This is a genomic window from Staphylococcus sp. HMSC063A07 (assembly GCF_001836955.1).
Classification (GTDB): domain Bacteria; phylum Bacillota; class Bacilli; order Staphylococcales; family Staphylococcaceae; genus Staphylococcus; species Staphylococcus lugdunensis.
On the sequence record NZ_KV830929.1, the window covers coordinates 131,405 to 147,032 of the forward strand.

Sequence of the window (15,628 nt, forward strand, 5' to 3'; positions counted from 1 at the left end):
AGCAAGGAGCGCAAAATCATGAAAAAGAAGTTAACAGCAAGTGAGTGGTTGTTAAAACAAGCAAAACGACATAAACGACGTAACTTTTTATATACATTAATTGTGCTGGTAATTACGCTTGTGTTATTAGTTGTGGCAATTAGCTCGCAAAAGGTTGAGCCAGTAGATAGTATCCCTAAATCTGGAAATAATATTCGCATGACTTATCTAGGCAACATTAACCTTAACTCACATATACGTAATATCAATCTCAATGATGTGTTCGCTAGTTTAAAACAACCATTAAAGCAAAGTGATTTTTCAACGGCATCACTGCATGTAAATCACTTTTCAGATAAAAGTGATGAGAATTTGAAAAAGAATTTAGAAAATATTTTATTTCTAAAAGATCAGAATATTAAAAGTGTCAATCTTATAAATAACGAAGTTGATAATGTACAAGCTCAAGATTTAAGTAAAAAAGTGGAGGCCCAAACAGAATATAACTTTTTAACTGGTAATGGCTCTAATCCTATTAATAGTAAAACGGTTCAACAAACAATTAAAAATAAAAAAATTGCCAATGTATCGTTTACAGATGTCGAGTCAAATTACACAGGGCCATTGAAAAATACAACATCCATTAGTTTGGATCCTAATATTTTTATGCCACTGTTAAAAAAATTAAAACAAAATAATGACTACGTCGTTGTTAATGTAGATTGGGGTATTCCAAACGAACGCAACGTTACAGAACGACAACGTGAATATGCGAAAGCTTTAATAAATTCAGGAGCTGACATTATTATCGGACATAATTCGGTCATCCAAGAAATAGATAAGTACAAAAACAAACCCATATTCTATAGTTTAGGCAATACAACATCAGATGAATTTCTATCAAAAAATCATAAAGGTATGATTGTGCAGCAAGATTGGACCGGTAAAGCAAGTCGTTTCCATTTGACGCCTATTAAATCTTCCGATGGTAAGATAACTAGAGATTTAATGAGTAAAATGGAACAACGCAAATTTTATAACAACATTAAAGGCGAGCATGTCAATTTAAAAGCCGAAAAAGATGGGGGTTATTCATTTGAATAAAAAAGAACATTATGTTGCTATAACAGTTGTCCTTATTGTACTTTTTATTTTAATCATGGTTACATTTTCAAGAGCGAATGAAGGTTTAGATAAATTTGAAAAGCAAGAGTTAGAGAATGGCACAGAGCAATATCTTTCAAAAGGAGCAAGCTAACTATGAATATATACAATAAAATGACCTTGATTGTCATTTTGATTGCAACAATTGCAGTATCCTTTACATTTTATCTTTTTCAAAAAGAGGATAACCCCAATAAAGATGCGCTCTATGAAAATAAAATAGCTGATCATAAAACACCTAAAGATAAAAAAGACTATGGGGTTGCTTCAAACAACTATATCGCGAAGCGGGTCGGAGAAAAGATTTTGCAAGATGGTGGAAATGCAGTTGATGCGGCTATTGGCGTATCTTATGCTTTGGCAATCACCGAACCACATTCGTCTGGACTTGGCGGTGGCGGTGCGTCGCTTACATATAATGGTAAAGATGGAGAAGTTCCAAAAATGTATGAATATAAAACACTTTCCTCTTATGATTATAAAAAAGGAGATCAGATAGGGACACCAGGATTTGTAAGAGGCATGCATGATATGCATGAAAGAGAAGGGAAAATGGATGAAAAGAAAATATTAGATTATGTCATTCCGTTAGCCCAAGATGGCTTTGAAGTAGATTCAGAGTTAGAGCGTAGTTTGAAAATTTATGGTTCCGATATCGACCGTGACTCACCATTCTTTAAAGGAAGCAAAACGGTGAGAGAAGGAGATGTCGTAAAACAGGAAGCTTTGACAAAAACATTGAAAGGTATCCAAGACAAAGGACCTGATTATTTTTATGAAGATCTTGGTAAAAGCATTTCAAAGCAAGTGGATGATAAATTGACTGAAAAAGACTTTTCAACGTTTAAAACAGAAGAAAAAGAACCTGTAAGTACGAATTATTTGAATAACAAAGTTTATTCAGCCTCTAACCCATTAGGTGGAACACTGATGTTACAAGGCTTAGTGCTTGAAGAGAGCAACAATCCTGGTCAGCAAAATGAAGACAATCGTATAGACTATATTAGCAGTATTCTTAAATCTAGAGACTTAATGTATCGCAATAGAGATATTGTTAATGGTCAAGAAGCCAGTAATGAACAATACTTATCTAAAGATTATTTACTAGAAAAATTAAATGGTATTAATATTGATTCAAGTAATTTTAATAAGAATCAAGTGGACAATACGAGCACCACACATTTTGTTGTTATAGATAAAAATGGCAAGGTTGTCAGTACCACAAATACGTTGTCTAGTTTCTTTGGATCAGGAAAATACGTTAAAGAAGGCTTCTATATGAATAACTCTTTAACAAACTTCTCAAGTGATCCCAATAGTCCGAACTTCGGTGAAAAGCATAAGGCACCACGTTCTTATACTTCACCTTCAATCATCGTAGGACCAGACTTTTATATGGGAATCGGTACGCCAGGTGGTAATAAAATTCCAACGATGCTTAATGAGGTCATCGTAGATTATTTAAAAGGTAATGGCACATTGCAAGAATCAATCAATAAACCAAGATTCTATAATGATGGTTCAACAATCTATTATGAAAATGCAACAAGTGACGATGACATTCAGGCGTTTAAATCATTAGGCTTTAATGTGGAAGAAAAACGAAATGATCCAAACTTTGGTAGTGTTCAAGGAGCTATTTACAATAAAAATAGTAAAAAAGTAGAAGTGGGATCTGATGTAGGAAACCGTTAAAATGTTGATAACATCGTTATTCGCTGTCGTTTATTGTTGTAAACAATGACGGCAGCTTTTCTGTATTATTTGTCATGTGTTACATTTCTATTAGTATACAAAGTAATAACAGAAATGAGCACATGTCAGGATGAAAAATAGTTGTATTATTATTTTATCTTTTAAGTGAAAAATATATTATCATTTTTATTATGTCGTTATATAATGATAACAGTCATGACTATGTGAGGACACGGAATGATAGACAATTAATTTTGTGAGAGAAGGTGGCCATTTATGCAAGAAGTCGTATTAGGTATTGATTTAGGTACGAGTGCAGTGAAAATCATCGCAGTAGATAAAGAAGGACAGGTATTAGTAACCGTTAGCGAGCCTTTAACATTGATTCAGCAACAGCCGGGATATAATGAACAAGATCCAGATGAATGGCTAGATGCCGTAAAGCAAGGGATTAAGCGCGTTACACAGCATGACAGTCTTAAGCATCATACAATTCAAGGGATATCATTTTCTGGACAAATGCATGGCTTGGTTCCTTTGGATAAAAATGGTTGTCCTGTGAGGCATGCAATCTTATGGAATGACACGCGCAATTCAGCACAATGTGAACAAATCATCGCGCGCTATGGGCAACGTTTAAATGGTAATCCAATTCTTGAAGGCTTTACTTTACCTAAAATGTTATGGATGCAACAACATGAGCCAGAGCTATGGAAACATGTGGATACGTTTGTATTACCTAAAGACTATATTCGTTACGGTTTAACCGGTCAGATACATATGGAATACTCTGATGCAGCAAGTACATTATTACTTAATCCAACAACGCATGAGTGGACAAGAGAAATTGGAGATGCCTTTGGTTTAGGTGAGATTTATCCACCATTAATACCATCGCATGGTTACGTCGGTAATGTTAAGTCAGGATTAGCCATAGAACTAGGATTAACATCAAATGTCAAAGTATTTGCTGGAGGCGGAGACAATGCGTGTGGTGCAATTGGTGCTGGTGTAGTTAATGATAATGACACTTTATGTAGCATTGGGACGTCTGGCGTGATTGTCAATGTTGAAAAGGATGAACATACACAATATCAAAACAACATTCACTTCTTTAATCATAGTGTGCCAAATACTTATTATGCAATGGGAGTAACATTAGCAGCAGGTTACAGTCTTTCTTGGTTGAAACATACGTTTTTTGCAGCGGATAGTTATGATGATGTGATTAAGTTAGCAGCCTCATCATCTATCGGTGCGAACCGTCTACTTTATACTCCCTATTTAGCAGGTGAACGCACACCACATGGAGATGCCTTTATTAGAGGAAGTTTTATTGGTTTAAGTGGCAGCCATACAAAGGCGGATTTTTCTCGAGCAGTTATTGAAGGTGTGACGTATTCTTTATATGATTCAATACAGTTAATGAGAGCGGCGGGTAAAGAAATAACGCATGTCACTTCTATTGGCGGAGGTGCTAAAAGTGAGTTCTGGTTACAACTTCAAGCAGATGTCTTTAATACGACTGTAAGAAAGTTAAAACACGAAGAAGGTCCTAGCATGGGAGCTGCTATGATAGCAGCAGTAGGTCTAAATTGGTTTGAGAGTATTGAAGACTGTGTCGATGCATTTATAGATATCGTTGCAGAATTTCATCCTAATCCAGAATGGCATCGTCAATACGAGCAATTTTATCAAATATATCAACAGGTATATGCACAAACAAGAACGATTACACAACAACTATTGACTTTAGAAATATAAAATTAAGCAAGAGTCTAGGGCATCATTATGATTTATGTTCTAAACTCTATATTGGTAGCAGTTGACTGGATTGAAAATACGCTTATACTAAGTTTTTTCAATTCTAGTCGACCTTGCCGGGGCGGGACGACGAATTCATAATGAATTCTCTCCCGTTCCTTTTTTGTGATTAAATCGTGAGCATTTTAAAACAAAAATATTTAAGTATACGTTACGATAAAGATATGTAAAGTTAGTGTATATATATGAAGAATTATGTATAAAATTTTACTTGTTGCAATCAAGTTCTTCATGGTGTAAAATGTTAAAAAATAAATTTAATCGTTACAATAATTTAAATAACACAATTTTAGAAACGCGAAAATTTGCATATTGTGAATATATTCACATTTTAGACTAAATAAAATTTTGTTTTATATTGAAATCGTTTTCTTAGGGGTGTACGATGACTATGGCTAGAAAAAATTGAAAAGAGGTTTTGGGAAATGAACATTATTCTAGGCGTAGGTACACTCGTATTGGTGTTAGCAGTGATGACACTGTTTTTAAAGTATGCACCGTACGGTAAACAAGGACTACAAGCTTTATCCGGAGCTGCTTGTGCTACATTTTTACCACAAGCATTCCTGAGTTACGCTATTGGCGGCGTATTTCACATTGAATTTTTAAAAGAGATTGGTGATTTAGTCGGCGGTCTTAGCGGCGTAGCTGTAGGTATTTTAACGTGTTTGAAATTAAATATATCACCTGTTTTTGCGGTGATTGTAGGGCTAGTCTTACATGATTACAAATTATTACCTGCATTTATTGCTGCGTACATTATGGCTTTTGGAATTAAGCTTATTGAGAAAAAAGTTCCAGAAGGTTTAGATTTAATTGTTGTCATTCTAGTTGCACCTGCTATTACGTTTGGTTTAGCACATATTATTTCACCAGGGGTTATGGCAGTATTAAGACAAATTGGTGGCGCTGTTACTTCAGTTGGAGATAACAACCCATACGCATTAGCAATTATATTAGGACTTGTTATTCCAGTTACAGGAATGACACCTTTAAGCTCTATGGTTTTAACTAGTTTATTAGGACTCACTGGTGTGCCAATGGCAATCGGTGCATTAACTTGTATGGGCAGCTCATTTGTTAACTTTGTCTTATTTAGAACATTGAAAATTGGTGGACCATCAAAAGCATTTGCGGTATGTATTGAACCACTTACCCAAATTGACTTAATCGCACAGTATCCATTACAACTTTATGGTACGAATGCGATTATCGGTATGGTCAACGCATGTATCGTTACATTTGCAGGGCTAGTGATAAATGTAACTGGTATGGCAACACCAATCGCTGGTGCCATTGTATTGTTTGGCTTTAATAAACCTTTACCATCAGTTATTACAATTATTGTGGTTGCAGTTGTAAGTATTATTTTAGCGTATATCTTTGGTAAATTGATTAGCAAATTAAATATTACAAAAACAGACATCACGATTCCTGGACAAAACAACCAAGTTAAGGAGAGTGTTTAATAATGGCTAAAAAATCCTATGATTATCAAAGCGCATTTGACATTATTGGGCCAGTTATGATGGGACCATCAAGTTCTCATACTGCTGGTGCCGTTAAAATCGGTAACTCAGCAGGAAGTGTACTTGGTGTTACACCTCAGAAAATTGAAATTCGTTATTACGAATCATTTGCTGAAACTCATCAAGGTCATGGCACAGATGTCGCAGTTATAGGTGGTGCGATGGGCTATAGCACGTTTGATAGCCGTATTAAAGATGCTTTAAATATTGCTGAAAGTCAAGGTATCAAAGTAGATATCATTGAAGACAGAGGCGAAAGCTTGGGAGAACATCCAAACTGTGCGTATATTAAAGCTGAAGCAAATGGTCGCCATATTGAAGTAATTGGTAACTCAATTGGTGGCGGAACAATTAAACTAAAACGTATTAACGTTGAAGGGCTAGAAGTTAACTTCAATCATGGATTACCTATTTTAGTGATGGATGGTTATACTGATAAATCCACAGTCAATCATTTCATTAACTTTGCCAGTGAAGCCGGTGCTGCAATTGACAAAGAAATGACTGAAATGAAAGACAACCAATGTTTAGTAGTATTACCTTTATCTAAAGCATTGTCAGAATCAGCGTTAGAACAAATAAGAGAGAAATATAGTGACTTAAACGTATCCTATATAAATTAGAGGGGGATTTATAATGTTTGATTCAATTAGAGAGACAATTGATTATGCAGTAGAAAATGATATGTCATTTGCTGACATCATGATCAATGAAGAAATGGAACTTCAAGGCAAATCACGTGAAGACGTTCGAGCAATTATGAAACAAAATCTTGAAGTAATGCGCGCAGCAGTTGAAAAGGGCACAACTGGTGAAGGCGTAAAAAGTGTTACAGGTTACACAGGTCAAGATGCAATCAAATTAAATAAATACAATGAATCACAACACGCTTTATCTGGGCATGAGATGATTGAAGCGGTTAAAGGAGCTGTTGCGACAAATGAAGTGAACGCAGCAATGGGTATCATCTGTGCAACTCCAACAGCTGGCTCCTCCGGAACGATTCCGGGCGTACTTTTTAAATTAGAAAAAACACACGATTTAACTGAAGATCAAATGATTGATTTCTTGTTTACTTCAGCACTGTTTGGCCGTGTTGTTGCAAATAACGCCAGTGTTGCAGGTGCTACGGGTGGTTGCCAAGCCGAAGTAGGATCAGCATCAGCAATGGCAGCTGCGGCAGCTGTAGCCATTTTTGGAGGTAAACCAGAAGCATCTGGACATGCTATGGCATTAGCAATTAGTAACTTATTAGGATTAGTTTGTGACCCAGTTGCAGGCTTAGTTGAAATTCCATGTGTAATGAGAAATGCCATAGGATCTGGTAACGCATTAATTTCAGCAGATTTAGCATTAGCAGGTGTTGAAAGTAGAATTCCTGTTGATGAAGTTATTGAAGCTATGGATAAAGTTGGTAGAAACTTACCAGCATCTCTAAGAGAAACTGGACTTGGTGGCTTAGCTGGAACATCAACAGGAGAAGCGATTAAACGTAAAATCTTCGGAGACGCTGAAAAAAAAGTCAATAATTAAATTCTACGAAAACCTAGATTATAACATTTTAGGGAGTGGGACTACGAATTCATAATGAATTCTGTCCTGCTCCCTTTTTCATGGATATTTACCACAATTGATTACATAGAAGTGGAGTCAATTTTCCGAAAATTTAAAATCTTATATTGCAAATTTACAACTTTGATTATAAAATATCCAAAAGGGGTTGATGTTATGCGAAGGTTATTTGGGATTTTTTTAGCCTTTACGATTAACACAACGATGACCTACTATTTGACAACGGAGGGTACATGGGAGAATCTTCTATTGCAATGCATGTCGCTTAGTATGATAATCGTATTTTTCTTTTACTATTTCCAATTTATTAAGAAAGCTAAAAAAATGACATAGTTGAATAATAAAAGCGCTCGGGAAATGAAACTTGAGCGCTTTTATTGCTATAGTAACGAGTCTATGTACGGTTATAAATTAATATCAAAGTGATGACAAAATTTATTAGACTTAAATGTTAATATTTGAATTATTTAATTAATAAATCAATTTGATAAAATGCTAAATCCAACCAACGATTGAATTTGTAACCAACATTATTAATTGTACCTGCATGAATAAAACCAATTTTTTCGTGTAGATGAATGCTTACTTCATTTGAAGCATCGATACCTGCAACCATTGTACGATAGCCTTCATCTTTAGCAATTTGCATTAGTTGACTAAGTAATTGTGAAGCAATACCATGGCCGCGATAGGCTGAATCTACATAAATTGAATGTTCTATTGAATAGAGATAAGCAGGCCAATCTCGGAATGAACCATAAGTAGCGAACCCAACGACTTGTTGATGTTGTTCAAATACGAGAATAGGCTCTCCGGCTATAACTTTTCTCTCAAACCACTCTTCACGTTCCTCTATTGTTTGTGACTCATAGCTATAAACAGCTGTCGTATTGATAATAGCATCATTATAAATAGATAGAATGGCCGGTAAATCTTGACGTTCTGCGTGTCTAATCATATGTCTCACCTTTTTATTTTTTATTGTATAGTGTTCAACTATTGATTTCAAATTTATGTAATAAAATATGACAAACTTGTCGTAGGTAAAAAAAGCAATCAATGCTATACTATTATCAAACAATTTTACGGTTTAAAGGAGAAATACTGCATGAGAAAATGGACAAACCAATTGATGACCATTATTGGAGTTATACTTATATTAGTTGCCATTTACCTATTTGCCAAACCTCATATTGATAGTTATTTACATGACAAAGATAATAGCGATAAAATAGAAAACTATGATAAAACAGTCAGTAAAGCAAATAAAAATGATAAGCCAACCATCCCTAAAGACAAGGCAGAAATGGCTGGTTATCTCCGTATTCCAGATGCTGATATTAATGAACCTGTTTACCCTGGACCAGCAACACCTGAACAATTAAACCGTGGAGTTAGCTTTGCCGAAGAACAGGAATCCTTAGATGATCAAAATATTGCAATTGCAGGTCATACATATATTGGCCGCCCACATTATCAATTTACAAATTTAAAAGCAGCTAAAAAAGGTAGCAAGGTTTATTTTAAAGTGGGAAATGAAACAAGAGAGTATAAAATGACAACTATACGAGATGTGAATCCAGACGAAATCGATGTGCTAGATGAGCATAGAGGGGATAAAAACCGCCTAACTTTAATTACTTGTGATGATTATAATGAAAAGACGGGTGTTTGGGAAAAGCGTAAAATATTTATAGCAGAACAGATTAAATAATTGTAGAACACTTTGATCCGTTAGTTATTAACTAATAGATTGAAGTGTTTTTTTATTTTCTCTCACAATATGATTTTAAGCAAAATTCAAAGTACAAAAAATGATATAAAAAAATAATAGTATTGTTATACGCTGAATTATCTGATATTCTTAGTGTAGATAAATACATCAAGATTATACAACGAGGACGTGACAAAAAGTGAAATCAAACAAAAAACCAGCTCAATTTCTTAATCGACATAACAATTATTCGATTAGAAAATTTACAATTGGTACTGCTTCTATTCTTGTTGGGACAACATTGATTTTTGGTTTGAGTAATGAAGCACACGCCCAAAGCAATAGTTCAGCAAAGGTATCAGATAAGGTAGCAACTGAACAGTCAGCATCGACTTCTCAAGAGGCAGATAGCAGTCAACAAACTGCAGCTTCTAATGCTCAAAACGTTCAAACTGCACCTGAGCAAGATAAAGCAACACCTACTACAGAGGTTAACTCTAACAATAATCAAACAGATTCTAAGCACGTAGCACCACAGAAAGAGCAAAATCAAACAGCTACGCAAACAGAATCTAAAAAAGAAACTGCACAAACACAAGCAAAAACAGAAGAAAAAGCAGCTTCTGATAGCAAAAAAGCATCAGAAGATTCAGATGATAAAGCGACTTCAAAAGAAACAGATGAAAATAAAACTGATGATAGTGTAGATACAAACTCTAATATCACTACTCCAGTGTATGATACGACACGTGCGCGTGCTGCAACTTCAGTACCACTTGCTAGTAGTCTTGACTCAGATGCTAGTGCTGCTGAAAATGCAGAGCCACCAGCAGAATTTATTGATAAATACAATAAATCAACAAATAGAAGTCAATTAGTGCATGATTTATTAGCTGAATCATACAGTGAAACAGACGTTAGAGCAATTGTTAATCGCTTAAATATAGACTTTAATAAGACAGATGCTAAAAAAGCATTTCAAGCGATAATGTATGCTGGTATTCAATATGCTAAAGAACAAACATCATTATACACAACATATGCTACTATACCTGGTGATGGTGTAAATGTTAATAACACAGAAATTGGATCGGTAGCAGAGTTAAAGCGTAGTATTTATATAGATCCAAATAAAGGCTTAACAGTTAACGGTCAAGGATATACTTCTCAAGGCCAATCTCCTGCAAACTATACAGTACATGTTCAACCTAATAAAAGAACAAATAAAATGGACTTTACTGTAACTTGGAAAGTTAATCCATCAGCTTCTGCATCTGGGCATGACGCTGATTTAGGTGGCTTTAACTTTGGCTCAGGATATAATGTGCCAGAACGTATTAACGGTCGTTTTAATATATATGGTGGTAATACAATCTCAAATAATTTAGATATGATTAAAAGTCCACACCCTAGTTATCCAGCTGGTTATGGTTTGAGTAGCCGACCAACAATTACGAGATATTTTGTTCAACGTGGTGGACGTGTAGAATATCATTTTAGTGTTCCAGTACGTGATTGGAATGGTGATTTAAGCTTTAATGGTAAGGTTCTAATGTTCGACAACAACGTTACTCTTGTTGGTCAAGGTGTAATGAACCCAAATTCAAATGATAACTACTTCTATGACGAAATGAACATCCAGGGAGATAATAATCCAGATCGTCATATTATCACTACTGATGATACGTCAGAAGTTGAAAATATTCCTTTCCAAATAGAATACGTGGTTTCTAAAGACTTACCTGTAGGTCAACAAGAAGTTCAAAGAGAAGGTCAAGTAGGTAAACGCGGTACACTTTATTCAATTGTTAAATTTAATAACCAAACAATTGGTCGATTTGTTAAAGAAACATACAATATACCACCAGTTAATAAAATTATTAAAATTGGTATTGGGGCTGTAAATGATTCTAATATCAGTGGACCACTACCTCCAATTCTTGAACCACAACTTTCTGGTACAAATATTGTTAGCGGTGAAACAAGCCCTAATGCTGCCGTAACAATAACAGTAGGAGGAAGAAACTATCAAACGACATCTGATAATTCAGGTCGATTTAATTTCCAATTGCCAAATTATACATTGCAAGAAGGAGACCACATTTCAGCCGTAGCAACTGTTGAAGGTAAAACAAGTAAACCTGGAAAAATTATTATTCCTCGAGATGGTAGAACACCTAACCTTACTACATCAGTTCAACGTGGACAAGATCAAAATAAACCAGGTAGTTGGGTAACAATTACGAATGCGACAACTGGTCAACAAGTAAGTCGATTCTTTGTACCAGATGGTTTACCTGGTAATGATGGTCGTTCTATTACTATTACAAATGAATATTTAGATCCAAGTACTGGAGAAAGAGTCGTTCAATTTAGTGACGGACGAACAATCCGTCTTCCTAAAGGACCAAAAGGAGACAAAGGTGATACAGGTGCTCAAGGTCCAGCAGGTAGATCAATAACAATTACTAGTACAACTGTGGATGCAGATGGTAATACAATTGTAAGATTTAGTGATAACACAACTCTTAAAATTCCTAAAGGACCAAAAGGTGATAAAGGTGACCAAGGTCCAGCAGGTAAATCTATTACTGTCAAACACATATCTAAAGATTCACAAGGAAATACAACAGTTCAATTTAGTGATAATTCATCTATTATCATTCCAGCAGGTACGCCTGGACGTAATGGTACTTCAGTAGGAATACGTACAATTACGCCACAAGCAAATGGCGATACAGTTGTAACGTTTACAGATGGTAAAACAATGACAATACCAAAAGGTGCCAAAGGTGATCGTGGTGAAGCTGGTCCAAAAGGTGCCGATGGTCATTCAATTACAATTACAAGCAATACGGTAGAACCAAATGGTGATCGTAAAATTGTTTTCTCAGACCACACTACCGTAGTAATTCCAAAAGGCGACAAAGGTGATAAAGGCGACAATGGTACATCAATAGGTATTACCCAAATTGATACAGACGCAGCAGGTAATAAAGTCGTTCATTTTACAGATGGCAAAACAATGACAGTACCAAAAGGTCAAGATGGTACATCAATTGGAATCAAGTCTATTACGCCACAAGCAAATGGCGATAAATTAGTAACATTTACTGATAATAGAACCATGGTAATTCCAAAAGGTGACAAAGGTGACAAAGGTGATAAAGGCGACAAAGGTGCTGATGGTGCGAGTCCAACCGTGACAGCTACACGTACGCAACATGATGGAAAAGATGGTGTGGAAATCACGATTACCCCTGCAAATGGTGGTACACCAATTAAAACTTTCGTAGCTGATGGTGAACGTGGTGAGAGAGGTCTGCAAGGCATTAACGGTGTAGATGGAAAATCTATCCGAGTATCAAGTAGCCGTGATAATCAAAAACATGAAACAACATTGACCTTCTATTACGATCAAGATGGCGATCAAGCCTTTGATGCAAGTAAAGACATCGTAGTTGACACAGCTGTTATCAAAGATGGTCGTACCCCAACGGTAGATATTAAGAAAATTTTACGTGGTGTGTCAACATTTAGAACTGCCACAGCTACCGCGAATCCTGATAAAGGTCATGAAGTCAAATTCTATTATGACAATAACAACAACGGTATTTTTGATGAAGGTGATGAAGAAATTTCATCTGGCTTCATTGCTGATGGTAAAAACGGTCAAAATGGTCGAAATGGACGACAAGGTACTGAATTAATAAGTGGAATAACACCTCCTACAGATAGTGATGGTCTAAATGGCGATACGTATATCGACACTAACACTGGCGACACTTATAAAAAAGAAAACGGAAAATGGGTTCCAAGTGGAAATATCAAAGGACCAAAAGGTGACAAAGGTGAGAATAGTCAAAACGGTAGAGATGGAAAAGACGTTCTGAACGGCAAAGTTGATCCACAATCAAGTCAAGGTAAAGATGGCGATAAATACATCAATACAGTAACAGGTGATGTCTTTGTTAAATCAGGTGACAACTGGACCAACGAAGGCAATATCAAAGGACCAAAAGGTGACAAAGGCGATAATGGTTTAAACGGTAGAGATGGAAAAGATGTTCTGAATGGCAAAGTTAATCCACAACCTAGTCAAGGTAAAGATGGCGATAAATACATCAATACAGTAACAGGTGATGTCTTTGTTAAATCAGGTGACAACTGGACTAACGAAGGCAACATCAAAGGGCCAAAAGGTGACCGAGGTGAACGTGGTGAGACTGGTGCAAAAGGTGACAAAGGCGATAATGGTCAAAACGGTAGAGATGGAAAAGATATTCTGAATGGCAAAGTTAATCCACAATCAAGTCAAGGTAAAGATGGCGATAAATACATCAATACAGTAACAGGTGATGTCTTTGTTAAATCAGGTGGAAACTGGACTAATGAAGGTAATATCAAAGGACCAAAAGGTGACCGAGGCGAACGTGGTGAGACTGGTCCAAAAGGTGATAAAGGCGAAAATGGCACATCAATTGGAATTACAACAATTGACACGGATTCAGCTGGAAATAAAGTCGTTCGCTTTACAGACGGCAAAACAATGACAATACCTAAAGGTCAAGATGGTACATCAATAGGTATCCGTACAATTACACCACAAACAAACGGTGACACAGTTGTAACCTTTACAGACGGTAAAACAATGACGATACCAAAAGGCGCTAAAGGCGACAAAGGTGATAACGGTCGTGATGGTACATCAATAGGCATTACAAATATTCAAACAGATGCTGCAGGTAATAATATTGTTCACTTTACAGATGGTAAAACAATGACAGTACCAAAAGGTCAAAATGGTACATCAATAGGCATCCGTACAATTACACCACAAGCAAATGGTGACATAGTCGTAACCTTCACAGATGGTAAAACAATGACGATACCAAAAGGTGCGAAGGGTGATAAAGGTGACGTAGGTGCACGAGGTGCAGATGGTCGCTCAATCACAATCACAAGTAATACAGAACAACCAAATGGAGATCGTAAACTTGTGTTCTCAGATAACACTACTGTCATCATTCCAAAAGGTGCAAAAGGGGATAAAGGCGACAAAGGTGATAATGGTACATCAATTGGAATTACAACAATTGACACTGATACAGTTGGCAATAAAGTCGTTCACTTCACAGATGGCAAAACAATGACAGTACCTAAAGGTCAAGATGGTCAATCAGTTGGCGTAAAAACAATTACCACAGCAACAAATGGAGATACAGTTGTAACCTTCACAGACGGTAAAACAATGACGATACCAAAAGGTGCGAAGGGTGATAAAGGTGACGTAGGTGCACGAGGTGCAGATGGTCGCTCAATCACAATCACAAGTAATACAGAAGAACCAAACGGTGACCGTAAGCTTGTGTTCTCAGATAATACAACTGTCATCATTCCAAAAGGTGCGAAAGGTGATAAAGGTGATGTAGGTGCAAAAGGTGCCGATGGTCATTCAATCACAATCACTAGTAATACAGTAGAACCAAATGGAAATCGTAAACTTGTCTTCTCAGATAACACAACAGTTGTGATACCAAAAGGAGACAAAGGTGATCGTGGAGAAAATGGTCAAAACGGAACATCTATCAGTATCACATCTACAGGAACAGATACAGCTGGAAATACAGTAGTTCATTTTAGTGACGGCAAATCAGTTACAATACCAAAAGGTCAAAATGGTACGTCAATAGGTATCCGTACAATTACACCACAAGCAAATGGAGATACAGTTGTAACCTTTACAGACGGTAAAACAATGACGATACCAAAAGGCGCTAAAGGCGATAAAGGTGACGTAGGTGCAAAAGGTGCTGATGGTCGTTCAATCACAATCACAAGTAATACAGAAGAACCAAACGGAGATCGTAAACTTGTATTCTCAGATAATACAACAGTCGTGATACCAAAAGGTGTTAAAGGTGATAAAGGTGAAAATGGCACATCAATTAGCATTACGTCTATTGACACTGATACAACAGGAAACAAAGTTGTTCATTTTAGTGATGGTAAAACATTAACTGTACCAAAAGGTCAAGACGGCACATCAATTGGTATTAAATCAATTACAACATCAGCTAATGGTGATAAAGTTGTAACCTTTACAGATAACCAAGTGCTTACAATACCAAAAGGCGAAAAAGGTGACCGA

The 15,628-nt window shown here is 36.1% G+C and carries 11 protein-coding genes and 1 pseudogene; 11 read left to right on the plus strand and 1 reads right to left on the minus strand.

Annotation, left to right across the window (positions count from 1 at the left end):
- The first annotated feature begins 18 nt into the window (after positions 1–18).
- The 8 genes from HMPREF2597_RS09020 (at position 19) to HMPREF2597_RS12945 (ending at position 8,096) form a co-directional block, all read left to right on the plus strand.
- Positions 19–1,083 carry a CapA family protein gene (locus tag HMPREF2597_RS09020; protein ID WP_002478611.1) on the plus strand — a complete coding sequence of 355 codons (1,065 nt, stop codon included), beginning with the start codon at positions 19–21 and terminating at the stop codon, positions 1,081–1,083.
- Positions 1,076–1,237 (plus strand): hypothetical protein, encoded by a 162-nt coding sequence (locus HMPREF2597_RS12780; RefSeq protein ID WP_002478612.1) that lies wholly within the window; start codon positions 1,076–1,078, stop codon positions 1,235–1,237. Before HMPREF2597_RS09020 ends, HMPREF2597_RS12780 begins: the two co-directional genes overlap by 8 nt.
- Positions 1,238–1,239: 2 nt before the next feature.
- The gene (locus HMPREF2597_RS09025; RefSeq protein ID WP_002478613.1) at positions 1,240–2,838 is read left to right on the plus strand and encodes a gamma-glutamyltransferase; all 1,599 of its coding nucleotides are present in this window, start codon (positions 1,240–1,242) and stop codon (positions 2,836–2,838) included.
- A 276-nt stretch (positions 2,839–3,114) separates the two neighbouring features.
- A complete protein-coding gene (gene xylB / locus HMPREF2597_RS09030; RefSeq protein WP_002478614.1) occupies positions 3,115–4,602 on the plus strand; it encodes a xylulokinase in 1,488 nt (495 codons plus the stop codon).
- Between the two features lie 485 nt (positions 4,603–5,087).
- Positions 5,088–6,131 (plus strand): PTS sugar transporter subunit IIC, encoded by a 1,044-nt coding sequence (locus HMPREF2597_RS09035; RefSeq protein ID WP_002460451.1) that lies wholly within the window; start codon positions 5,088–5,090, stop codon positions 6,129–6,131.
- A gap of 2 nt (positions 6,132–6,133) precedes the next feature.
- Positions 6,134–6,814 carry an L-serine ammonia-lyase, iron-sulfur-dependent subunit beta gene (sdaAB, locus tag HMPREF2597_RS09040; RefSeq protein WP_002460450.1) on the plus strand — a complete coding sequence of 227 codons (681 nt, stop codon included), beginning with the start codon at positions 6,134–6,136 and terminating at the stop codon, positions 6,812–6,814.
- 13 nt (positions 6,815–6,827) lie between these two features.
- Positions 6,828–7,724 (plus strand): L-serine ammonia-lyase, iron-sulfur-dependent, subunit alpha, encoded by an 897-nt coding sequence (gene sdaAA / locus HMPREF2597_RS09045; protein ID WP_002478615.1) that lies wholly within the window; start codon positions 6,828–6,830, stop codon positions 7,722–7,724.
- A 195-nt stretch (positions 7,725–7,919) separates the two neighbouring features.
- Entirely contained in the window at positions 7,920–8,096 is a 177-nt protein-coding gene (locus HMPREF2597_RS12945) for a hypothetical protein (RefSeq protein ID WP_014533217.1), read from the plus strand.
- Positions 8,097–8,226: 130 nt separating this feature from the next.
- Here HMPREF2597_RS12945 and HMPREF2597_RS09055 read toward each other — a convergent pair whose 3' ends face one another.
- A complete protein-coding gene (locus tag HMPREF2597_RS09055; RefSeq protein ID WP_002478616.1) occupies positions 8,227–8,721 on the minus strand; it encodes a GNAT family N-acetyltransferase in 495 nt (164 codons plus the stop codon).
- 150 nt (positions 8,722–8,871) lie between these two features.
- On the opposite strand from HMPREF2597_RS09055, the gene srtA reads away from it, so the two are divergent.
- The 3 genes and pseudogenes from srtA to HMPREF2597_RS09065 all read left to right on the plus strand — a co-directional run.
- Complete coding sequence (srtA, locus tag HMPREF2597_RS09060) at positions 8,872–9,477, plus strand: class A sortase SrtA (RefSeq protein ID WP_002478617.1); 606 nt, start codon at positions 8,872–8,874, stop codon at positions 9,475–9,477.
- A 199-nt stretch (positions 9,478–9,676) separates the two neighbouring features.
- Positions 9,677–9,812 (plus strand): annotated as a pseudogene (locus HMPREF2597_RS13035) (YSIRK-type signal peptide-containing protein); the annotation flags it as partial.
- Positions 9,813–11,107: 1,295 nt separating this feature from the next.
- On the plus strand, positions 11,108–15,628 hold a 4,521-nt coding region (locus HMPREF2597_RS09065; RefSeq protein WP_371106699.1), incomplete at its 3' end, for a G5 domain-containing protein.